Raw genomic sequence first — 22,218 nt, forward strand, 5'->3', positions numbered from 1 at the left:
ATGCGTGTGGTCGCGGAGGTGCAAGCCGTTCTGCGGCAACGGGAAGCAACGTTCAAGGAACACCGGGTGGGTTCGATGCGGACCGGCGGTGCTTGTTGGGGCCGGTCGACGGGCATCGGGGCGCGGGACGGCGGGCGCTGCTTTTCCCACTCAACCGGCATCGGCGGTGGCGGGGATTCGGTTCGGGCGGAGGCCGATTGCTCGGCCAAGTCGATCGGCATCGGCGGCAGGGGATGGCCGTTGGGTTTGGGCGGGCTCGGCGGCATGGGCGGCGCCGCAGCCTGTGGCGCAGATGGTTCATTGACGTCAAAGTCCGTCTGCGCCTCGGGTTCATCCGAATCTTCCGTCCCGTCGAGGGACTGGAAGAGCCGTTCATAGTCGGCCGCCATCAGAACCTTTCGAGCTCATCTACGCGAAGAAGCACGAGAAGAGCCTAAGTCTCCCATTGGGCTGGAAGTGGCCCTTTCCCGTGCTTCGCCGCTCGTCATCGTCTTACGTGAACATGCCAGTGACGCCGGACTCGGTTTGGGCCATCGCCTGACTGGCCTCGGTGATCCGCTGTGACAGCGCCTGCAAGGAGGCATTGAGCTCAGCGGAGGTGTCGTCCCAATTCCGCTGGACTTGTTGGTAGGCCTCCGAGCCGCTACCGCCCCACGCCTCTGCCAGCTTGGCGAGTGAACTCTTGCCTTCGTCAAGAAGTCCATGGGTGGTCTGCACGGCTCCCTGAATCGAGCTCGCTCCGCCCTCGATACCGGCGAAATTCCACGACTGTTCCGACATATTGTTTTGCTCCGTTTCTCTGTGATCGCTGAAGGGGTAGGGGTTAGAAGTTCATCTGTGACGACAGCGAACTCGCTTGTTCCTCGTCGGCCGAGGAGTACTGGGCCCCGGCGCCGTGGATGTTCTGCGAGATCTCGCTGAGCGCCTTGATCTGGGCTTGGCCTGCTTCGTGGAAGCGCGCCAACGCTTGCTGGGCGGCGGCACCGGCCTGTCCGCGCCAGTGGCCGGCCAACTCGCCGCCCGTCGACTCCACCGTCGCGATGACCCTCTGGAGCTCGCCGGAGATCCGGTCGAAGTTGCCTGCCTCCGCGCTGAGGGTAGCGGCATCGGTCTTCATCTCTGCCATGCTGGACTACTTTCTCCTGTTTCCTGTCCTCGCCAAGTAATGGCAAGTCTTCCGGCCCGGGCGGCCGGGAAGTCTCTCACTGCGGGCGCTCACCAGTCGTCCTCGTGATCGAGGTCGACGTCGATGTCGTCCGGATGCGGGGCGAGCAATGTGGAAGCCGCCAGGCCTGGCCGGGAGCTCGCGCCGGATTGCGCGGCGCCGGCACCCGCCATGCCCATAGGGGCGGCGCCACCCACCGCCGACGATCCCGCGCCGGCGCCGGCGGGTGTGACCGCCGGAGCGGGCTTGTCGATCAGCTGGCTCATCACCGACGTGCGCGCGGCCGTGCCGCCCGAGCCGGGCAGCGCTTCCGAGTGCATGAGTCCCATGCCCACGCTGGGGCCCGATCCCCCCGCCAACGGGTGGTTGGACAGTGGGCTGGCACCGATCAGCCCCAGTTGTCCGCCGTTCTTGTCGCCCAGGCCACCGAGCTTGTCGCCGATCTGATGGTCACCCGGACCGCCGCCCATTCCGTTCTGGCCGGCCATCGACATCATTTGCTGCAGCGGCTGCATCAGCTGCTGCATCGGCGCGCCGAGCTGACCTATCTGACCGAGGGACGGCGTGATCGGCTGCTCGAGCGGCACGCCGACCTCCGGGACGGTCTCGGGGATCTCGTCCTCCGCCTCCGACAGCGCGCGCAACGCCCCGGGGATGGCTTCGGAGCCTAGGGCCGCGAAGTTGCCCGATGCTTCGTTCGCCACCGCCTCGCCCACCCCGGGCTGCAGGATCGGCTTCATCGGGGGAAGCGGCTCGAAAGCCGTGTTGACGAGGGTCTCCGCCTGATAGACGTCCATGACGGCCGCGGCCTGGTTCCACATGCGGACGAAATAATCCGTTTCGTTCAAGCCGATCGGCACCATGTTGATACCGAGGAAATTGGTAGCCGTAAGAACCGCGTGGGTGATGTGGTTGGTGGCGATTTCCGGCAACGAGGGCGTCATCGCCAAAGCGGTGGTGTACGCGGCCGCTTGGGCCGCGGCGCGCATCGCGCGGTCCTGGGCGTGCCCTGCCGCGGTCTGCAGCCAGGCCACCATCGGGGTTGCAGCGGCTATCGCGCGTTCGCTGCCCATGCCCGTCCAGGACGCGGTCAGGGAGACCAGCGCGGCGGACAACTCCAGGGCTTGCGTCTCGAGCGCACCGCCCAGCGCTTCCCATCCCGCGGCAGCCTGCAGCATCGGCGCCGGACCCGCGCCGGCCATCAGCCGTGCGGTGTTCAGCTCCGGCGGCATCGCGTGCCACAACATGGTTATCCAGTCCCCTTGTTTGCGAGTGCTTTTGGGCTATCTTTGGGCGCGGGCCGCGCCGGCAATGCCGGTAACGGCGGGGCTAATTGCCATTTGTTGCATTTGCGTACCTCTTCTGTACTGCCGCGCGCAATAAGCTCTTCAATTACGACAAAACAACCCAATAGACAACGCATCTCGGCTCGTTATCACGTGCGGTAGGTCCAGCTTCTTACTGGGCGCTGGGATAATCGTAACCGCGGTCTGGAGGTGCTCAGTGCACTTCTTCTGGAGGGTCGATGTAGACGGCCTGGATGACCTCTTTGCCCTCCGGTGCGACCAAAAACACCTGGCCAGGGGGCCGCCGCTTGACTTGGATATCCCGCGACGGGAAATCCTGCTTGTCCCCGGAAAGGAACAGTGTGGGCGATCCCGCGCCGTATGCGGCACCGACGAACTTGTCCATAGTCGCCTTGTACGCGGAGCTCATTTGACAGGTCACAATGATGTGCAACCCAATATCCGAGGCGGCCGGCAATAAAGGCGCCAGCGGCGCCATCGGCGGCATCCCCCCGGCGGCCGCCACGATCATGTGCCAATCATCGACAAGAAGAACAACATCGAATCCGCTCCACCATGACCGGGACCGTAGTTGCGCGGTTGTCAGGTCGGCCGGTGGCAGTCGCTTTTGCAGGTTGACCGCCAGGGCTTTGACCGCTTCGTCCAGCGTCGTGCTGTTGCGGTTGATCGCGCCGGCGTCGAGCAGGTGGCTATCGGGCACCGCGTCCAACAGCCCGGAGCGGTAGTCGGCGAGCATGAAACGCACCTGTTGCGGGCTGTTGCGGGCGCAGATGGCCCGCGCAATCGCGTGGGCGGTGCGCGTCTTGCCCGCCTTGGCCGCACCGAATATCAAGAGGTGTGGCGCCGTATACATCTGCGCATGGGCTACCGAAAGATCCGCTTCTCGCACCCCGATCGGAATCGTCCAGCGAGTGCGGTAGTCGGCGTCCGGGCCGGGCGGGTTGGGGTCGAGCTCGTGCAGGTAAATCCGCTCGGGCAGCACCCGTACCCGGGGCGCTTGCTCGGTATGTTGCGCCGCAACGTCATTCACCGCCGCGGTGATTGCCTCGACCAGGTTCTCGGCGCTGTGCACACCGTCGAACCTGGGCACACCGATCATCAGGTGGTGCTTCTCCAACGACATCGCCCGGCCCGGGCGATTCGCCGGGATCTCCCGCGTGGCCCGATCGATCTGGGTGTCGTTGACGTCGCCGAGCCGGAACTCGATCTTGGTGCCCAGGTAGTCGCGGACCCGCGACTTCAGCTCCGTCCAGCGTGGTGTGGTGATCACGGCGTGAATGCCGAACGACAACCCCTGCGCGGCCAGATCCTGCACCTGCGATTCGAGGTCGGGAAATTCGCTGACGAAGGCCGGCCAGCCGTCGATGACCAGAAAGACGTCGCCAAACGGGTCGGCCGCGACGGCTTGGTTCGGGTCTTCGCGCAGCTGGCGGTACGCCGCGATCGAACCCACCCGGTGTTCCTTGAACGTTGCTTCCCGTTGCCGCAGAACGGCTTGCACCTCCGCGACCACACGCATGACGCGGTCGGGCTCCGACCGGGTTGCGACCCCGCCGACGTGCGGCAGGTTTTCCAGATAGATAAGGCCACCACCGCCGAGATCGATGCAGTAGAACTGCACTTGTCTCGGTGAGTGGGTGGCGGCGGCCGACAGCATCATCGTCTGCAGCAGTGTCGATTTCCCGGTTTGCGGGGCGCCGCCGATGCCGATGTTGCCGCCCGCGCCCGAAACGTCCACCCCCCACGTTGCCTGCCGGTGCTGGCGCGGCTCATCCATGATCCCGAGCGCAAACCGCAGGGGTTGGCGGTCATCGCGCGCGATGAGTTCGTTGACGGGCGTCGGGTCGGTCAGCGGCGGCAACCACATTTTGTACGCCCGCGACTCGGTGGTGCTGAGTTGTTCCAGCACCACCTCGCGCAGCGCCCGCCCCTTCGATTCGACCGTCATGGCGCCACCGCCTCATCGAGGACGGGTGCCGCGGTGAATTCCTGGATCCGCACCTTTTTCGGGCCCGTCTGCGGGGCGGCCCCGTTGCTGTCGCCGTTGGTCTCGGCCCGAGCCGTCGGAACGTATGCATTGCCGGTATATAAGGTGCTGAATTTCACCGGGTCTTCCATGCCGACCCGCAGAAATCCGACGCCGCTTTCCTTGTTGGTGATGTACTGCGCCTCGGGGGTGCCGATCACCGCCTTGGACTCGTGCGAGCTGGTGGTCCGCAGCGCGATCCGGTACGTCAGGTTCGGCTCCAATTTGTCGATGCGCACGCCACCGGTTTGCAGGGACTGGGTGGCCAGCAGCAGATGCACGCGCAGCGACCGCCCCACCCGGCAGATCCTGTCGAACAAGCCGATGAAGTCCGGGTGGCTCTGCAGCAACTCCGCGAATTCGTCGACGACGACGAAAAGTGTTGGCAATGGCGCTAAGTCGGCGCCACGCTCACGGTACTTCTCGTACTCGGCCACGCCGGAGAGCGCGCCGGCCGCACCGACTTGCATGCCGGCCTGACGCAGGATCCCCTGCCGGCGGTCGAGTTCACCGGTCAGCACCTCGCCCATCCGGCTGACGAGCTCGGCCTCCTCCGCCATATTGGTAACGACGGCGGCGGTGTGCGGAAGCTTCTCCATTCCGAGAAACGTTGAGCCGCCTTTGAAGTCGGTGAGCAGGAGGTTCACCTGGTCTGGGTGATGCATCGCCACAAGCGACAAGATGAGCGTGCGTAGAAATTCGGACTTTCCCGACCCGGTAGTACCGATGAGCATGCCGTGCGGGCCGGCGCCGAATTCGGCGCCCTCCTTGATGTCCAGGTACATGACGTTGCCGGTCTTGAGTTCGTGACCGAATGGGATCTTCAGGCGATCACGGTCGGTGTCGGTGAACATTCGCCAACGGCTCGGCGCCACTTCCTCGACACTCTGGGCACCCACGAGTTGGTGCCACTCCGTCATCGCCTTCTTCTGGATGCCGGTGCCCTTCTTGTCGATCACGGTTCCGGTGATCGACCATCCGGCCAGCTTTCTCGCGATGCGGGTGGCCTGTTGGGGAGACATGGAGTCGGTGGCTGCCGTCACCTGACGAAACGACTGCCCGGGGAGCCGGTCATCGGCGGTGCCGTCGTCGGCCACCCTGATGCGGTAGTTCGAGCCGCGGTGGTTGCCCAGCGTCATCACCGTGACGCCGGCCCTGCCGTCGGGCGGGAACCCCGCCCTGCCGCCGGTCAGGTCGACGACCACGACGTACGGGCCGCCGGGAAGCGAATCAGGCGTGTGCGGGCCGCGGGCGGCCAGATCAGCCAGACCGTCCGGGCGGGTGGAGATCATGCGCAGCTGCCCGGCGCCGTCGGTCTCGGTCGGGTGCTGGACGTGCGGCAGCCACTTGAGCCAGGACCAGTCCGGATCGTCGGGATCCTCGGTGAGCACCCGGATCTGCAGCAGGTCGGGCGGATGGAACACGGCCAGGTGGCAGATCATCGCGGTCAACAACCCGGCCGCTCCCGCTGGGTCACCGCCAATCGCGATCGTCGGAAATGTGCGCAGCTGCACCAGTTTCGGGCAGTCATGGATCAGGCCATGGGTCCGCAAGAACTTGACCACCCACATGTTGGCGACCGGTTCGAGGTATGGCTGAGGCGCCGCGGCGGGGCCGGCCAGCTCGCCGCCGGCGGACGGCTTCATCAGCCGGTCCACCGCCGGCTGGTCACCGATGCCGATTCGGGTTGCCGCGTAGAAGTCGGCGTTGGCCGGGCGTGACCATTGGCGCGGCGTGCCGATGAGGGACGCCAGATCGTCGGGATGCGGTGCGTGGTAACCGAAGAACGTGACTTGGGCGCTGGCCGACGACGTCACGCGAGGACGAAGCCCGGCGAGGTAACGCAGGTATTCCTTACGGTCGGCGTTGATTTCGGGTACCTTCTTCCCGCCGCCGCCGTGGCCGGCCATCATGCCCATCGACATCATGATCATCATCAGCGGCATCATCAGCATGTACGGCGAGAGCTGCCTGGTTCCGGTGACCACCATGATCGCGATCATGCCGACCATGCAGACACCCATCACGTAGGGCAGCGCCTTCTGCACACCCGACGGCGGAATGTCCACACCGAGGTCCTCGGGCGGGCTGACGCTGATCTCGCCCGGGGTCAGCCGGGGACCGCGCGTGACGGTCGGGGTGAACTTCTTCGTTGTCATGAGGGGGCTCCGTTGGGTCCGCCCGGCATCTTTCGGGGGCTCGGGTCAGCCGGCAGCGTGTCGTGCTCCAGTAGCGCGGCCTCTTTGGACAGCACCGGACCGTCCACCAGAAGGCGAACGATCTCCCAGGGCGCCGGTTTCGGCGACGTCAGGCCCAGTGCCCCGGCGGTCTGCTGGTCCGGCAGCCCGTAGCGGACACCTTGCGGGTCGACGTAGTAGAGAGATTCACCGTATCGGGGATCCGGGGACTGCATCTGCACGTACTTTCCGCCATTTGCGTAAACGGTTGCCGCGCCCTGGATCTGCTTGATGCCTTGGCCCATCGCCGCCGGCGGTATCGGCAGATGCCGACCCGTCACCACGGCTGTCTTGGGCGCCTGCTCGCCGGTATTGCGTTCCCACGTCCAGCACAGTTCGGGCTCGTCCGGCCGGTTCACGAGCTTGATCGGTTCGTCGGGCAGGGGAGAGGGGAACTCGCGTTCCGGGATCCTGACGACCTGACTCTTGACTACCGACGGTATCGCCACCAACCCATAGGATTCGTTGGCGCGCAACGCCGAGGCGGTGTTGGCGTTCACATGCGCGACACCGTCGGGTAGCACCACAAAGAATTGCGACCCAAAGACCGTCTGAACCTGAAAGACCGACCCGATCACCAGTTCGTTGGGTAGGCCGAGAGTGTTGGGCGCACCCGCGCTGGGCACGGGCGGCAACTGCCAGGATCCGGCATCGGGCAGTGCGTTGAACATGGCCGCGGAGATGGGGGTGGGCTTGGCGGCCAACGGTATTCCCAGCGCTGAGGTGAGGGGGCGGTCGGCCAGAGCGGTGGCGTGTCGGCCCCTGGAGGTGACGATCCAGTCTTTGCCTTGGTAGGACGCCAGCAGCGCCTCGCTCGGAAGGAGCGGATTCACCGCGGAATCGATCGCCAGCGGCATCGATATCACGGACGTCTGCACCGTGGGGCTGCGGGTGTCGGCTCTACTGACGGTGTCGCACAACGCCCACACCGAAGAGGAGTCCGACGAAACGGGCGTCGCATACGGCGCACCGGGGATGCCGATCGACTGACCCTTGGGGAACTTATTGAGTTCGGAAGACTTGACGGCCTTTGGCTCGGCCGCGTTGCCCAGCACCAGGCGCGCGGAAGTGAGGTTGTAGACGGGATGTAGCTGACCCGACACCATCAGATAGAGCTGGTTCGTTGCGCGGTCGACGAACAGATTGCCGCCGCCGAGTTTGCCTTGGGGCTTGAAGTAGGCCATCGCCAGCGCGCCCACCATGATCAGCACGGAGACGACGATGCCCAGCGCGACCGACCGGCTGTAGAACTGCAGTGGGTCGTCGAACATCCGGGTGTCGCGCCGGACGACGGCATGTTCCAGGCGCCGGAGCAGAAAGCGCCAGCCGCTGACCTGAACCTTGGTGGTTAGCCGAAGACCCGCCATGTGTTACTCGATGATGTTGAGGCGTGCGTGTACGGCGGCGATCGCCTCGCTCATGTCGTCGCCGTTGATTTCGCTCAGGCGGTCCTCGTCGAGCGTTTCGAAGTCCCCGGAACGGGTCAGGCGGATGTCGCGGTATTGTTCGCCGGCCTCCACCAGCTGGCGCGCATAGCGACCGTTGCCGGCGATGTCGAGCGCGGCCTTGCCGCGCACCGTCTGCTGGCTCAGCAGCTTCGCCGCCTCCAGCAGATGTTCGGTCGCCTCCGAACTCAACGACGAGTCATTCGATGCCGCAATGACTTTCGCGATTTCCAGGATCTCCTCGGGGGAGTAGGAGTCGAATTCGATCCGGGTGGCGAAGCGCGACCGCAGGCCCTCGTTGGTTTCCAGCAGCCGATCGATGTCGGAGCTGTAGCCCGCGATGATCACCACGAGCCGGTCGCGGTCGTTTTCCATCCGTGCCAGCAAGGTGTCCAGCGCTTCTTGCCCGAACGGGTCGGTCCGGCCGTCCCGCTCCTGTACCAGCGCGTAGGCCTCGTCGATGAACAGCACCCCGCCGAGGGCGCGATCGATCGCCTTGGTGGTCTTGACCGCCGATTGGCCCTCGTATTCGGCGACAAAATCCTTGCGCGAGGTCTCGACGAGTTTCGGTTCGGGGATGACACCCAACCCGGCCAGGATGTTGGCAACCACCCGGGCGATCGTCGTCTTGCCGGTACCGGGCGGCCCGGTGAAGATCATGTGTTTGCTCGGTTGCGCGACCTTCATGCCGCGGGCGGCGCGGACCCTCGCCATTTGGGTTGCGGCCCGGTAGCGCTCGACCTGATCTTTGACCCGGGCCAGCCCAATCTGTCGCTCCAGTTCGGCTTCCGCCTCCGCGAGCAACTTGTCGCGGCCCGAGGTATCGGCCACCACGGTCTCGGCGTCCCACGGGTCCGTGCGGGCCGAGATTTGTTCGGCGCTGGTCGTGGCGAGGCGATAGGACGAATCTTTGAGCGCGGCAGCAACTTTGGGTTCCGGATGGGTGGTCTGCAGCCATTCCAGCAGCGCTACCGCGGCTTCTTCGTTTCCCTGGCCGCGGCGCGTCATCGCCAGGTACCAGGCGATGGCTCGTGCGCATGCCTCGCCCGCCGGGGAGGCGTTCGCCTCCGTGAGTCGGCGTTCGGCTTCGGTGAACAATCCGAGGTTCGCGGCGGCGACCCCGTGCGCGACACCGGCCGCGGCGGCCAGGAACTCGTCGGGCCACCGGCTGGCGTTCCTGACTTCATCGATCACGTCGGTCCATCGCCCCGCCTCGCCGTAAATCACAGCCTTGACCCACGACAGCAGGTGCTCCGCCCCCGTGCTCGGCGTGTCCTCCACGGCCTCCATCGCATCGGCGTAATTCCCTTGCGACGCTTCACTTACGGCGAAGCCCATGGTGATCGCCAGCGGCGAGTTGGCCGGATAGGTGATGTCTCCGTACAGTCCGCCGATCGCGAGCCGGGCGCCCAGGGCGTTCATCGAGATCTGAGCGGCCCCGGCCAGCTGCCCGAACTGCGTGCGCGAATACCACGCGCGAAACAGCGTCACCCGTTCGCTGTCACCGCATCGGATGCGGCCGATCCACGCGTCGCAGGCCGACTCGTCGTAGTTGGTGATCTCGGTGAACAGTTCCAGGGCACGCGTCTCCGAGACGGGCAGCATGCCGACCGCGCTTTCGAACAGACCGGCCAGATGGTCTGTCATTTATCGGTCGCGTATCGGGTCGCAAACACGTCCGCCTGCGCCGCGGCGGCCTGCTCCGGCGTCGTCAGACCGATGCCGTTCTCCACGAAGTCACGCACCACGTCGTTGTCGCCAATCCCCATCTCGCGCATGGTTTCCGACAGGGAAGCGTCTCCCAATAGAAAGGTGTGCTGGGCGGCCAGACCCTTCTGACGGGCGAGGTCCGCAATGACGCGGATCTCGTCGGCGAGCTCGGATTCGGTCATGCTCGTCACCTTCGGCGATAACTCGACCCGCTGGGTCCTGCCGTCCATCAGCGCCGACACCGACACCGTCTCGGGCGGATTGGTCACCGTGAACAGCTCGCCGCCATCCTCGTCGACCTCTTGCTCCTCCTCGGCGGCCCCGGTCTGCGAATCGATGGCATCGAGATCGGTATCGGAGTCTTCGGGCTCGCTCGGCGCGTACTCGTGCAATGCATCGACGGCAGACGGCTCGTCGCCGTCCTCGTCGGCGACGGAGAAGTCCAGGGCGTCGGACTCTTCGACGCTGTCCGAACCGGACGCGGCCGCAGAGAAATCCAGGGCGGCGAGGTCATCGTGGTCGTTGTACTCCGGCATGGCTCCTTCTTTCTGAACTGGTAAATCCGTGGTGGCAAAAGTCAGCCGCCATTGGAGGATTCGGCGCAGTCAAACCAGGCGCCCGCCGGGAGAAACTCCAGGAGGCCGTCCAGGGTGCGCTGCAGATTTTCTTGGGTGCCCGATAAAAAGCTTCCGTATAGCTCGCCGCCGACCCGGCGGGGCAGCGATAGCAGCCTGCCGTGGGTCGACTCGAGAACACCGGCGGCGACGTCGGTTTGGGTGCATGTGCCCCCGCCGTGGCGTTGAGTTGCGGTGATCTCCACCCAGCTGTTCGGATCGTTGATGATTGCGGCGTAGGTGCGGGCCGAGGCGGGCGCGACGCCGCGCTGGGCCAGCTGGGCAGGCGTGGTGCAACCGGCTAATTCGGCTGCGAGACCCGTCAGCGGTTCGACGTCGGCGGGCGTGGCGGGGCCGAGGACGGTGGTCACCATGCCCGCCAGGCCGAGCCGCGGAGCAACCACCTGCAGCACCAACATGTCGCCGTCGCGCACGGCGATGAGGTGGCGCTCGCCCTTGCGGCACACCACAAAACGCACCATGACGCCACCGCGGTCACGCCGCCACCACCGGCACTCCAGGCTCCGGTCGGGCCTACTGAGCGTGTCGACCATCGCCGCCACCGCCTGGTGCGGTTGGCCTTGATGGTCCAGTACGCCTTGCGCGGTCAGATCTCGCTGCACCTGGTCCCAGACGACTTGGCGCAAATCCTCTTGAGGGATGTTGGGCCGGATCCCGAGCGCCGTCGGGAAATCGACCAGGTGCATTCGGTCGGCGATCACCAACATGCCGTCGACGGTCACCTCCACCCCGACGACGTTGTCGACGAGGCTCGCAGGACCGGTGGCGAGGGGACCGGACATGATCAGCGATCAGGCATCCGTCTGTTGAGGCTTCCGGTCAGATCCTCGTCGACGACCTGAGTCACCCACGCCGCAACCGCGGCGGCTTGTTCGGCCTTGCTGGCCGCTAAACCTGCCATGGGTAGTCTCCTCAACGGTTATTTGTACTCGCTATTGCCTTGACTCGTCCCGGTTTTTCCTGCACTAGTTGGGCTTAAAACGGGGAGGTTCGGCGCCCTTTCTCGCGCCGGGATTTTGCGGGCTAGCGTCGTCAGCGGACGCGGACATGCTGGCCCGAAACCTGTTGGGCATCAGTGGCTGCAACATCGATGGGTGCACGCTCGGCACCCTCCGTGCCCAGGCCCGCTCCGGCCCCCTCGACGTCATCGGCAAGCTCGGCCTCCTCGGCGGGGGCCGCGGCCCCCTGGCCCTGCTGGCCCAGCTGGGCGAGCTGCTGTATTTGTCCCATCGCCTGATTGACAAGTTGCGAATGCTGCGACAGTTGGCCCGAGAGCTTCGAGGCTTGCCCGGACATTTGAGCCAGTTGACCGACGGTGGGCATAGGAACCGCCGGCGTAGAGGGCGTTGTCTTATCCGGCGTCTCCGGCTTGGCATCCGCGAGAGTTCCACTCGCCGCACTCATTTGAGAGCCGAGAGGAGCGCGTTCGTCCTCCGAACGGTTGTCTGCTTTGGCCGGCGCCGCGATGGGCGGTGTCGCGGACAAAGCGGACATCCCGGACATGCTGTTAGAAACCGCGTCGAAGCTGCCCACCGTGGACTGTCCCGAGGTAGCCACCGTCGCCTCGGCCATCGAACCCTCTTGTACCGTTCCAGTCGCGAGGGCCTCGTATCCTTTGGCCAAGGAATCCGCTTGTTGTCCATTTTTTATCGAGTAGTTGAGTAGCGTCCCAAGGAAGCTCAGGGCCGCGGCAATCCCAAGGGCGCAAACAATCCCTGCGAAGATTTTTGCGACGGCGGGTCCTGCGGAAGGCGTGAACTGAATGATCAGCTCGACGATGTAGCACGCGATCAGCACATCCTTCAAGACGCCGAAGCCCAACCGCATATGCGTGACCCATTCGGCCTGATCCTTGACCAGATCCGCCAGCTTGTTGTCCAGCTCAGCCATCGTCGTTGCCATGGTCTGTAGCGCAGAGTCCAGGTCGGCATAGGCTTCCGACGCCGAACCCTCCCAGCTGTCGTTGTCCGGAAGGGCCGACTTCAGTTGCGCGGACAGCGTGCTGAATTGGTGCGCACCGGCCTTGAGGTCATCCCCTTCGGCAGGCGGGCCGAATCCGGTGGTCAGCTCGAGGATCTCGACGACGGTCATCGTCCAAAGGATGAGCGAGGTGCTCTTCTGAAAGTCTGATGCCTTTTTCATCCTTGCTTCGTTGCGGTCGGTCATTAGGCCGCCCGTCATACGCTCTAACTGCCAGTTGTAAAGTCGAGGACCAACCATCTTGCCGATCGTGGCCCCACCGGCCAAAGCGTCCCCACTCAAACTGGTCACACTCGACGCAAGATATTCACCGTCGCCGAAATTGGCTTGGAGGCCGCTGGGACCGCCGAACTGTTGGCCTAAGCCGGCCAAGCTGGCGAGAAGCCGGGCGGCATCGCCGAGGATACCTACAGCCATCTGCGGGTCCTTAAGCCGTTGCGCGAAAGATCATGTGCCACAACCAAGTATCCGGTCAGGATGCCTGGGCGAGCGGCGAAGTGATCGGACCCGGTCACCCGTCAAGCACCTGTTTGTTGAGGTTCTTGCCCGATTCGTCGTCAGTGCTCTGGTAAACGTTCTTGGCGGTGCGCAGCTTTTTCGCGAGTTCCGTAGAGCCTTTGCTCATGGCCTCGCCCGCGGCTTGGCGGGCCGAGGCGGCCTTGGTAAACGCAACATTGGAGGCACCGCTGGCCACACCGTGGGTCACCCACACCTGGACTTCGAGGTCGGAGGCCGCCGAGGCTGCGCTTGCCGCCTGAGTTGACGCCTTGTCCTGCGTTGTTGCCAGTGTGTCTAGGTGCTCGGGTGTGACGACTACATCGGCCATGGGTTTCTCCTAGCTTTTTGTCTCGTATGTCTTGGCTTGCAACGGTTTTGGATGCGCCTCACGGACTCAAACGATGCGCCCGGCTGGACTTGGTTGCCGTGCCCATTCGGCGCCGCCCACCGCGGCCTCGACAGGTGCACGCTCGGCGCCCGCTGCGTTCGAGCCCACCCCGGCGCCCTCGACGTCACCGGCGAGCGCGGCCTCTTCGGATGAGGCCTCCTCGGCAGGGGCCGCAGCCCCTTGGCCCTGCTGGCCCATTTGGGCAAGCTGCTGGATCTGTCCCATCGCCTGGTTGACGAGTTGCGAGTGTTGCGACAGTTGGCCTGAGAGCTTCGAGGCTTGCCCCGACATGGCCGACAGCTGCGCCAAGGTGGGCATCGTCACGGGCGGCGTGGACGGCGTTTTGTCGGGCGTCTCCGGTGTGTGGGGCGCCTCGCCCACGGCAGTTTCAGCGGCACTCATCTTTGCGCTGAGCGGCGCGCGTTCGTCCTCAGACCCAGTGGCCGCGCTGGCGGGCGCCGCAACAGCCGCGACATCAGGCAACGCCGACATCCCCGACATACTGCTCGAGATGGCCGCAAAGCTAGACACCGAGGACTGCGCCGCAGCGGCGACATTCGCCTCAGCCAGCGAACCCTCTTGCGCCGTCGCCGGGATCAGCGCTTCGTATTGGCTCGCTAAGGAATTCGCCTGTTTGGCATTGTCGAACGACCAGTAGCACAAGTTGCCAATCATGCCTGCGGCGGCAGTCATCCCAATCGCGGCGGCCGCAATTGAATAAATCTTGGCCGCGGTGGGCCCGATCGGGGCTGGCACACCAAGCATTAGGGCCACCTCGATGACGTATGCCGCGAACAGTGCATCCTTCAATATCCCTAGGCCCAGGCGCATATGGTTCACCCACTCGGCCTGATTTTCGACCAGGCGTGCGAGCTTCGAGTCCAGGTCGGCCATCGACTGCGCGACGTCCTGTAACGCTGTGTTCAGGTCGGCATAGCCCTGCGAACCCGAACCCTGCCAGCCGTCGGTCGGAAGGGCCGATTTCAGCTGCTCGGAAAGCGTGCTGAATTGTTGCGAGCCGCCTTTGAGGTCACCGCCTTCGGCTGGTGGTCCGAACCCCGCGGTGAGTTCAAGGACTTCAACGATGGTGATTGTCCAAAGAATGATGCTGAGGGCTTGGCCGTATGTTCGAGCTCCCTTGCCCGACGTGCGTCGCTCAAAGAGGGATTTCTCGCGGATGTTCATATTCTTGCCGATGTTCTTCACAATGTCCTGGGTGAACAAATTAGCCCCGAGGGCGCCCAGGTCTCCGCTGCCACTAGTCACACTTCCCGCAATAGATTCAGCGCTGAATTCACCACCGGTGAAGGGGCTTAGACCTAGGCCTGCGCCGCCCGCGCCGGCGAATTGTTGTCCGATGCCGGCCAAGCTGGCGAGACTCCTAGCGGCGACTGAAAATATCGACATTGCGTGAATCCTCCGTCTGCTGGCATTTGGCGCGCCTTCGTGAGCTGACATGGCGCTGCGTATTAACCGCCCGTTTAGCGTAACGCCCCCCGAGGAGGGGTCAGTGCACGAATTTTTGGGATAGGCAAGGGCTTCCACAGCGCGGCGTATGGGGGCGCGCCGGCGGCTGGAAATACCTCGCTTTGGGCCGTTATGAGCGCTGAACTACGCACTGCATTAACGTGTGCGCCCACTACGCCCTGCCGGATCGGACGCCTGAGAGTGTCCGCCGGCGGCCGCCGTGGCTTCGATTGGTGCACGCTCCGCCTGTGCGCCCACGGCGGCACCTTCGACGTCCGCGGCGGGTGGGGACTCATCGGTGGGCGCCGTGGCCGGCGTGGATCGCTCGCCTGCCGAAGCGACCTGCTGCCGGGAGGTTCGTCCGGACGGCTTTGCGGCTTGGCCCGACATAGCCATCAGCTGAGCGACGGTGGGCATCGTCGGTGCCGGCGTGGACGGCCCCTGGGCGGCCACTGGCTCGCCGTCGCCGGGAGACTCAGTCTTGCCAGCTTCGACATCAGCGCGTGGGACCGCCGAACCGCTGGCTGCGTCGGATGCCCCCTTCGCGGACGTCCCAGAGACGCCGCCGGAAAGGGTCTCGAAGTTGCCGACCCTGGCCTCCCCCGGTTCAGCGATGGCGGCCAGGTTGAAGGACGCACTCTTTGGAACCGCGGCCGCCTGCACCTCGCGGTAACTCGCTGCCGCCTCGCGTACGCAATCCGCGTTGGTGCGCGAATCCTCGACCATTCGGCCCAGGAACCCGACGACCGCAGCCAGCGCCGCCAGGGAAACGACCAGTTGGAACATAATCGACAGGCTTTCGCCGGCGTCGGGCGGCTGAATCGCCTTGAGGGCCAGCGCAATCGCGATACACGCGGTCAGCCCGTCCCTCGTTATCTTCATGTTCCGGCGCAAGTCGATGACCTGGCTCGCCTCCAGCTTCAGAATGTCCGCCATCATGGCGTCGATACCCGCCATCGTCGCGGCCCGATTTCGCTGATCGGTGTTTTGGGCCGCATATGCCTCGGCCCCGTCGCCCAGCCAGCGATCGTCCGGAAAGGCCGACCCCAGCCGTTCGTGGATGAGGTCGAACTTGCCCTTACCGATCGTGAATGTGTCTCCCTTGTCGGGAGTTCCGAAGCCGGCCAACAACTCCAGGGCGGTGATGGCGTAAATCGTGTAGTCGATGATCGGCGTCCCCGGGACGGTTCCTTCGGTCATGAGCTTTTTGACTTTGTCGCTGCCGAATTTTTCGACTATTTGCCGCGTCAGTCGACCGACGTCGGAGAACACGCCCGCCGCCGCGCGGACATCGAGAGAGCTGAGCTTTTGGCCCAGGCCATTCCAGTCCATGTCGCTGATGTCTTTGGCCGCGGTGCCCAGGACTGTGATGAGCTTCGTGCCCTCTATTAAGTAAGCCACTGCCGTGCCCCCTTACGTAGATCTCGTGCGACTTGCGCACTCGGAGTGGCGTTTCGGACGTCAACCAGGAAGCACCTGTGCGCCGAGGTTCTTGCCGGCCTGTTGGTCGGTGTCGTCGTATGCGGCGCCCGCGGCGAGCAACTTCTTGGCGATGTCGATACCGACGAAGCTGATGGCGCCATTCGCGGCGCTGCGGGCGGCCTGGGCCTCGGCCACCGCGGCGTTGGCGAATCCGCAGATCACACCGTGGCTGATCCAGACTGTTGACCCGATCCCGGAAGTTGCCTTGTCCGCCTCTTCGACGTCGGCCGAGGAGGCGGTGTGCTTATCCGCCAGTTCTTCTAGGTATGACGTTGTGACATGTAAATCCGTCATGAGTGTCTTCCCCTACCCGCCGCGACGGCCCTGTTTCGCCGTGCTCCGGCGGTGGCCTGTACGTGCCGCGGTCGCGCTGTATCGAGCCTAAAGCCGCTGCGACCATGGTCGGTGCACGAATATTTCAGCCCGACGGGCGGATTAGTGGATGTGGCTGATCAGCGATTCGATCGCGTCCGCGACGTCGGCGGGCACCGCTTCATCGGCTTCTACGCGCACGATCATCTCCTCGGCCACGCCGGCCGCTTGCGCGGTCTCCAGGGTGGAAAGGTTCGCCCTCTGCCGGGCCGCATATAGACGCTGCGCAAGCGGTGCGCCCGGTGCGCCCGCGCCGACCGTCATCAGTTCGTCGTAATGCCGGCGCACCGTGGCCAGCGCCTTGATCAGTTCGGGAGTAATCCGGCTGATGCGAGTCGCTCGCACGGCGATCGCCTCGAGCTGGCGCAGATCGGCAAGGATGGGCGTCGCCCGCTCGATGAACTCTGGATCGGCGGCCGGCGGCAACGCGGCGATCGCAAGGCCGCAGCCGTCCACCGCAGCAACGATCGCCTGCGCGATCAACGACGTCGGGGCGTCGGAGTGTGCGGCCGGTGTGACAGCCTCGCGGGCGTCGGGCGCGGCCGCTTCCAGCTTGACGTCGGCTCCGCCGGCCTGCCCCCGGCGGAGCCGGGCAATGGTTCCGGCGGGCCATTGCAGTACCTGCTCGAGCTTCGCTTGGGTTCGTTCACGCGGCCAACTGCGGCCCTTTTCGAAAGCGATGAGTGCGCCGGCATTGATGATCCCGTCGGCCGCGAGACTGCGCTGACTGATGCCCAGTTCACGACGGCGCGCGGCCGCGGCCGCCCCGGCCCGAACCACGCCGGGATCCGGTTCGTTGATCCGGGAGTTGGCGCCGTTGCTGTCCGACCCACCCGGGTGCTGCGGCGGGGCAGTCGACTCGACGGTGGACATTTGCGGTGAATCCCTCGGCTCGCGGGGCGGGCCTTCCGCCGTTACGAGTCTAACCGTCGCACTGACTCGTTCCTACACCGGACGCTACGTTTTCACTCGCAATGCAGCCGGCCGCCTACGGGCCACCGCTGAGGCAACCGTCCCGGTGCTACGGCTCGGCTGGTGACTCGAGTTGCGCCGGACGGCGGGGCGCCAACAGCCGTTCCCAAGGAACTACTTGCGGTGTCGCCGGGTCGAAGCGCAAACTACAGAAACATGCGGGATCTGAAACCGTAGCAGCGCGAACGCGCTGCTACGGCTTCGGGGGGCACTGATCGCATCACTGCGATTGCTCTCTGGAGGTACGTATGCCCACGACCGCGACAGCTGAGTACGGATTCTGGCCTGGCGCTTGCGCGCGAGACCCCGATCGATGGACGACGGCTCCCGACGACGAGGCCAAAGTGCTGTGTCGCGCCTGCCCGCGGCGGTGGCTGTGTGCCCGCGAGGCCTGCGAGCTGCCGGGTGCGGAAGGGCTGTGGGCGGGAGTCGTGATCCCTGAAACCGGCCGGGCCAGGACGTTCGCGTTGCGCAGGCTGCGATCGTTGGCGGAAAATCACGGATTCCCTGTGCGCGACCACAAGGTGTCCGCCAGGCCGGCCTAAACCGCACGGCAACGGCTGCCGACCGGGTCGCCGACCGCTGAGGCGCGGGCCCGCCCGCCATGCCCAAGGCGCTACGGTAGCTCGCAGAATCCGGAGCGCGACGGGTCAGCTGCGGGGCAACTTCTGGGCGGCGCTACGGTTTGTCGCTGCCCCGACCGCCGATAGAGCGGAACGTAAGGGACGACACGAATCCGCAGGCCGAACGCCATATCCGTCGCAGTTCCGCCCCACGTTCCGGCGAGCGAGCCCGTGGATACTGAAACGGCAACAGTAGCACCAGCGATGTAACCTCGATACCGAACTGTTGCATTGCAGCGGTTAGTGCTATACCGTATCGAAACATAAGCACGGAGGACCGCAACGCTTCTGGAGGAACGAGCGACATGACCGCAACAACTCTCTTCAACATCCCGCTCGGCGCGTGCACGCGGGACCCTGACCGCTGGACGTCAGCCCCCGACGCCGAAGCCATCGCCCTGTGCCGAGCCTGCCCACGCCGGTGGCTGTGTGCGCGCGAGGCCGTCGAGTCTCCGGGCGCGGAAGGCCTGTGGGCCGGCGTCGTCATTCCGGAATCGGGCCGGCCCCGGGCCTTCGCCTTGCGGCAGCTGCGATCCCTGGCCGAGCGCAACGGATACCCGCTGCGCGAAACCGCAAAGTCGGCTTAACCCGTGCGCAGCGGCCGCCGAATTTCGAGGGGTCGGCGGCGGGAAGCGCAACAGCGCGAGAAATCTAGGAGATTTCTCGCGCTGTTTGGGTTTGTAAGAAACGTCGGTCAAGCCGGTTCGAATCGGAAGACGGCGAGCTGGCCTGCCAATGCCTCGAATTCGTCGGCCGAGCCCTCGCGCACCATTCCCGAGCGCTTTGCGAACGCCACCCCGACCGGCACCTCGGCGGGGAATGCCCGCAGCACCGGGCGCGCTTCGTCGGCGTTCAGTTCGACGATCCTGACTTGCCGCGATCGCCGGCCCCGGGCCAGTGTGCCGGTGCCCGCGGCCGGGCGTTGGCCGCCCAGTCGGAGCCCGGATAACCAGCCACCACGTAGAGGCCGCCCTCGAACTCGAACGGCGTCATCGGGGTGCTGCGCGGTTGGCCCGACTTACGGCCGGGCACGGTCAGCACCATTGCGGGGCCGGTCGGTATGCCGAGTCGTTGCACCGCCATCATCATCTTGTTCATCGGTTTGAGGTAGCGCGGCGGACGCGGTTGTGACATCTGAGTGCTCCTATCTCTTTGCGGATCTATTTCGCGAACAGGCCGCGGTGCGCCGACACCCACTGCGCGAACGTGGTCGCCGTCCGGCCCAGGATCTTCTCGACGTCGTGGGTGACAAGGGCGGGCTTGTCGAGCGTTTCGGCGAGCATGGACGTGTAGGCGTCGGCGAACTCGGCGCCGAAACCCAGGCCGATGAACCGTTGCCGCACCACGTCGGCCGGAACTTCCTGATATCGCAGTGGGCGGCCCAGGACGGCGCCGATGACGTTCACCAGCTCCACGTTGGTGAACGCCTGCGGACCGGTCAGCGGAATGCGCTGCCCGACAAGCTCATCGGTGAGCAGCGCGCGCGCGGCGACGGCCGCGATGTCAGCCTCGACGATCGGCGCGGTCGAGGCCGCGGCGTACGGTCCGGCAACCACATCGCCGGCGCGGATCTGCGCCGACCACATGCCGGCGAAGTTCGTCGCAAAGACCGTGGGGCGCAGGCTCACCCACGCCAGGCCGGAATCGACCGCGAGCTGCTCGACCTCCTTGTTGCGGTCACCGCGGAAGCGCGACGGTTGCCGGGAGAAATCGTCGTCGGCATTGATGGCCGACAGTGCCACCAGCTTGGTGACCCCGGCGGCCACGCACTGGGCCACCACATCGGGCAACTCCGCCCCAAGCGCACGGGAATTGAGGAATACCGCCGACGCTCCCGCTATCGCGTCGGCCGCCGAGGCGACCGCGTCGACGGATGACGGAAACCCTGCCGCGTCGGGCGTGCGGGTGACCGCCCGCACTCGGGCGCCCGCCGCGGCGAGTTCGGCAACGAGGGGCCGCCCGAGGTTGCCGGTGGCTCCGGTTACGACGATCGTCATGATGTGGTTCCTTCCGGTGTGATGCGACTGCTTTTCACCAAGGACGGGGCGGAAGATGGGAAAGTTACAGCCGGAATCTGTAACTTTTTGCCGCATCAGATCGTCGAAGATTCATGGACCAGTCATACGACCAGATCACCGAGGCGTGGCGCCAGCACCGCCCGTATCTGATCAATCTCGGCTACCAGATACTCGGAGACGTCGGTGACGCCGAAGACGTTGCGCAGGAGGCCTTTCTGCGGCTGTCCCGCGAAGACGTCGACCAGCTCGACGATGTCCGCGGCTGGCTGACGGTGGTCACGAGCCGGCTCTGCCTGGATCAGGTGCGCTCGGCGCGGTCGCGCTACGAGCGCTTGAGCCGCCCGGCCCGCGAGGGTGCCGACGCCGAACCGGCCGAACCGCGGTCCGTCGATCCGGCCGACCGCGTCACTCTCGACGACGAGGTTCGCAGCGCCTTGATGGAAGTCTTACGCAGGCTCAGCCCGGGGGAGCGCGTCGCGTTCGTGCTGCACGACGTGTTCGGCGTCCCCTTCGACACGATCGCCGAAACGGTGGGCCGCCCGGCCGGCACCTGCCGCCAGCTGGCGCGACGGGCACGAGCCAAATTCAGTACGGCACAACCGAAGTTGAGCGAGGTGGCCTCGGCGGAGCACCAGCTCGTCACCGAAAAGTTCATCACCGCGTGCGCCAACGGCGACATCGCCGCGCTGACCGCCGTACTGGACCCCACGGTCTGGGGCGTGGGTACCGTTCTCGCCGACCCGGCGCCGCCCCCGCAGGTCAATCACGGGCCGCGCGCCGTGGCCACCAACCTGATGCGCTACCTCGGGCCGGAAGTCACGGTGGTGAGTGGTCCGGCCGGACAGCCGGTACTGCTGGCCTTCGCCGAACGCCGGCTGTTCGCCGCCATCGTGCTGACCATCCGCGGGCGGCTCGTCACCAAGATCGAGGCGATCGCCGATCCGTCGGCCCGCGCCGGGGTTGCTCAACAGCCGTAGCGCTGGTCAGCTCTCGTCCGCGTCCCGGCGGCGATCGCGTGGCCGCTCCGGCCGCGCCGCGAAATACCCTGCGACCGTTGCCGCTATCTGTAGAAATTTGCGGCGCGTCGCCGTCGCCATTTGATGGCTCACATCGATGACGCCGCCGGGCCGTAGATGCGGATCGAAGGGCACCTCGACCACCGGCTGTCCGTGCTCGATGAATTCGCGGGCCAGCAATTCCCGGGTGCGCTTGTCGGCGTGGCCGTCGGAATCGTTGAGCACCACGAGCGTGCGGTGCAAGAGACCGGCCAGGCCCTGATCCGACAGCCACTCCAGCGTCCGCGCGGCGGCGGAGGCGCCGTCCGCCCATGGCGAGGAGACCACGATCAGGGCGTCCAGATCGCGCAGCACCTCCTGAGTGACAGGCGAATCCATGGTCGAGCCGCAGTCGATGACCGAGATCGTGAAGTGGCGGTCCAGCCGCGACGCGGCTTCACGGTAGATCGCCGGATCGAGAACCCGGCGCGGGCCCGAGGCCGGCTCCCCACCGAGCACGTGCAGCCCGGCGGAGTTGCGCCCGACCCGCTCGATGACGTCGGTGAAGGATCGCAGGTTCTTGTTCGACGTCAGCTCCCAGAACGAGGCCGTCGAACGCGGATCGACCCGGCTGCTCAACCGGCCGAATGCGGTGTCGGCGTCGATGGCCACGACGTGGTCCTGGGGACGGAGCTCGGCGAACAGCGATCCGACGCTCGCGGCGACCGACGTCTTTCCGACACCGCCCTTGCCCAGCACGCCCACCTTGTAATTGCCGTGCAGGCCGGCCCGGATGGTTGCCTCGAACTGAGCCTCTTGGCGCTGCGTGGCCGACGGACCCAGCTTGATGAGGTCGAAGGTGATCAGCCGCAGGACGCGTCGCCAACCGCGGTCGGGC

At 65.6% G+C, this 22,218-nt stretch carries 20 protein-coding genes and 2 pseudogenes; 4 read left to right on the forward strand and 18 right to left on the reverse strand.

Annotated features, from left to right (window positions below):
- Positions 1–78: pseudogene (locus A5736_RS27215) on the forward strand (hypothetical protein); the annotation flags it as partial.
- A gap of 414 nt (positions 79–492) precedes the next feature.
- On the opposite strand, the gene A5736_RS11575 reads toward A5736_RS27215, so the two are convergent.
- From A5736_RS11575 to A5736_RS11645, 15 genes are all read right to left on the reverse strand, one after another.
- Complete coding sequence (locus tag A5736_RS11575; RefSeq protein WP_076246288.1) at positions 493–780, reverse strand: WXG100 family type VII secretion target; 288 nt, start codon at positions 778–780, stop codon at positions 493–495.
- A 43-nt stretch (positions 781–823) separates the two neighbouring features.
- Complete coding sequence (locus A5736_RS11580) at positions 824–1,126, reverse strand: WXG100 family type VII secretion target (RefSeq protein WP_076246290.1); 303 nt, start codon at positions 1,124–1,126, stop codon at positions 824–826.
- A gap of 89 nt (positions 1,127–1,215) precedes the next feature.
- Positions 1,216–2,412 (reverse strand): PPE family protein, encoded by a 1,197-nt coding sequence (locus tag A5736_RS11585; RefSeq protein ID WP_076246292.1) that lies wholly within the window; start codon positions 2,410–2,412, stop codon positions 1,216–1,218.
- A gap of 253 nt (positions 2,413–2,665) precedes the next feature.
- Positions 2,666–4,420 (reverse strand): type VII secretion protein EccCb, encoded by a 1,755-nt coding sequence (gene eccCb, locus A5736_RS11590; protein WP_076246293.1) that lies wholly within the window; start codon positions 4,418–4,420, stop codon positions 2,666–2,668.
- Positions 4,417–6,657 (reverse strand): type VII secretion protein EccCa, encoded by a 2,241-nt coding sequence (gene eccCa, locus A5736_RS11595; protein ID WP_076246295.1) that lies wholly within the window; start codon positions 6,655–6,657, stop codon positions 4,417–4,419. The genes eccCb and eccCa overlap by 4 nt, the downstream gene beginning before the upstream one ends.
- A complete protein-coding gene (gene eccB / locus A5736_RS11600; RefSeq protein ID WP_076246297.1) occupies positions 6,654–8,102 on the reverse strand; it encodes a type VII secretion protein EccB in 1,449 nt (482 codons plus the stop codon). The genes eccCa and eccB overlap by 4 nt, the downstream gene beginning before the upstream one ends.
- A gap of 3 nt (positions 8,103–8,105) precedes the next feature.
- Positions 8,106–9,827, reverse strand: a complete 1,722-nt coding sequence (eccA, locus tag A5736_RS11605; protein WP_076246298.1) for a type VII secretion AAA-ATPase EccA — start codon at positions 9,825–9,827, stop codon at positions 8,106–8,108.
- The gene (locus tag A5736_RS11610; protein ID WP_076246300.1) at positions 9,824–10,426 is read right to left on the reverse strand and encodes a hypothetical protein; all 603 of its coding nucleotides are present in this window, start codon (positions 10,424–10,426) and stop codon (positions 9,824–9,826) included. The genes eccA and A5736_RS11610 overlap by 4 nt, the downstream gene beginning before the upstream one ends.
- 41 nt (positions 10,427–10,467) lie before the next feature.
- A complete protein-coding gene (locus A5736_RS11615) occupies positions 10,468–11,307 on the reverse strand; it encodes an ESX secretion-associated protein EspG (RefSeq protein WP_076246301.1) in 840 nt (279 codons plus the stop codon).
- A 250-nt stretch (positions 11,308–11,557) separates the two neighbouring features.
- Entirely contained in the window at positions 11,558–12,922 is a 1,365-nt protein-coding gene (locus tag A5736_RS11620; protein ID WP_076126560.1) for an EspA/EspE family type VII secretion system effector, read from the reverse strand.
- A 94-nt stretch (positions 12,923–13,016) separates the two neighbouring features.
- Positions 13,017–13,331, reverse strand: a complete 315-nt coding sequence (locus tag A5736_RS11625) for an ESX-1 secretion-associated protein (protein WP_076126563.1) — start codon at positions 13,329–13,331, stop codon at positions 13,017–13,019.
- A 66-nt stretch (positions 13,332–13,397) separates the two neighbouring features.
- Positions 13,398–14,798, reverse strand: a complete 1,401-nt coding sequence (locus tag A5736_RS11630) for an EspA/EspE family type VII secretion system effector (RefSeq protein WP_076246303.1) — start codon at positions 14,796–14,798, stop codon at positions 13,398–13,400.
- 216 nt (positions 14,799–15,014) lie between these two features.
- Complete coding sequence (locus A5736_RS11635; protein WP_076126569.1) at positions 15,015–16,259, reverse strand: EspA/EspE family type VII secretion system effector; 1,245 nt, start codon at positions 16,257–16,259, stop codon at positions 15,015–15,017.
- Positions 16,260–16,319: 60 nt separating this feature from the next.
- On the reverse strand, positions 16,320–16,634 hold the full coding sequence (locus A5736_RS11640) for a type VII secretion target (RefSeq protein ID WP_076126572.1): 315 nt from the start codon (positions 16,632–16,634) through the stop codon (positions 16,320–16,322).
- A gap of 141 nt (positions 16,635–16,775) precedes the next feature.
- The gene (locus A5736_RS11645; protein WP_233148078.1) at positions 16,776–17,585 is read right to left on the reverse strand and encodes a transcriptional regulator; all 810 of its coding nucleotides are present in this window, start codon (positions 17,583–17,585) and stop codon (positions 16,776–16,778) included.
- A 347-nt stretch (positions 17,586–17,932) separates the two neighbouring features.
- On the opposite strand from A5736_RS11645, the gene A5736_RS11650 reads away from it, so the two are divergent.
- Positions 17,933–18,229, forward strand: coding sequence for a WhiB family transcriptional regulator (locus A5736_RS11650; protein ID WP_076126574.1), 297 nt, complete (start codon positions 17,933–17,935; stop codon positions 18,227–18,229).
- Positions 18,230–18,612: 383 nt separating this feature from the next.
- Positions 18,613–18,894 (forward strand): WhiB family transcriptional regulator, encoded by a 282-nt coding sequence (locus A5736_RS11655; protein ID WP_076126577.1) that lies wholly within the window; start codon positions 18,613–18,615, stop codon positions 18,892–18,894.
- A 107-nt stretch (positions 18,895–19,001) separates the two neighbouring features.
- On the opposite strand, the pseudogene A5736_RS11660 reads toward A5736_RS11655, so the two are convergent.
- Both A5736_RS11660 and A5736_RS11665 read right to left on the reverse strand, forming a co-directional pair.
- A pseudogene (locus A5736_RS11660) lies at positions 19,002–19,441 on the reverse strand (nitroreductase family deazaflavin-dependent oxidoreductase).
- 26 nt (positions 19,442–19,467) lie between these two features.
- Positions 19,468–20,304, reverse strand: a complete 837-nt coding sequence (locus A5736_RS11665) for an NAD(P)H-binding protein (RefSeq protein WP_076126582.1) — start codon at positions 20,302–20,304, stop codon at positions 19,468–19,470.
- Positions 20,305–20,417: 113 nt separating this feature from the next.
- On the opposite strand from A5736_RS11665, the gene sigI reads away from it, so the two are divergent.
- A complete protein-coding gene (sigI, locus tag A5736_RS11670) occupies positions 20,418–21,302 on the forward strand; it encodes an RNA polymerase sigma factor SigI (RefSeq protein WP_076126584.1) in 885 nt (294 codons plus the stop codon).
- Between the two features lie 6 nt (positions 21,303–21,308).
- Here the strand turns inward: sigI and A5736_RS11675 are convergent.
- A partial coding sequence (locus tag A5736_RS11675; protein WP_217695748.1) for a MinD/ParA family protein occupies positions 21,309–22,218 on the reverse strand: 910 nt, incomplete at its 5' end.

Source organism: Mycobacterium sp. SP-6446 (assembly GCF_001954045.1).
In the GTDB taxonomy this organism is placed as follows: domain Bacteria; phylum Actinomycetota; class Actinomycetes; order Mycobacteriales; family Mycobacteriaceae; genus Mycobacterium.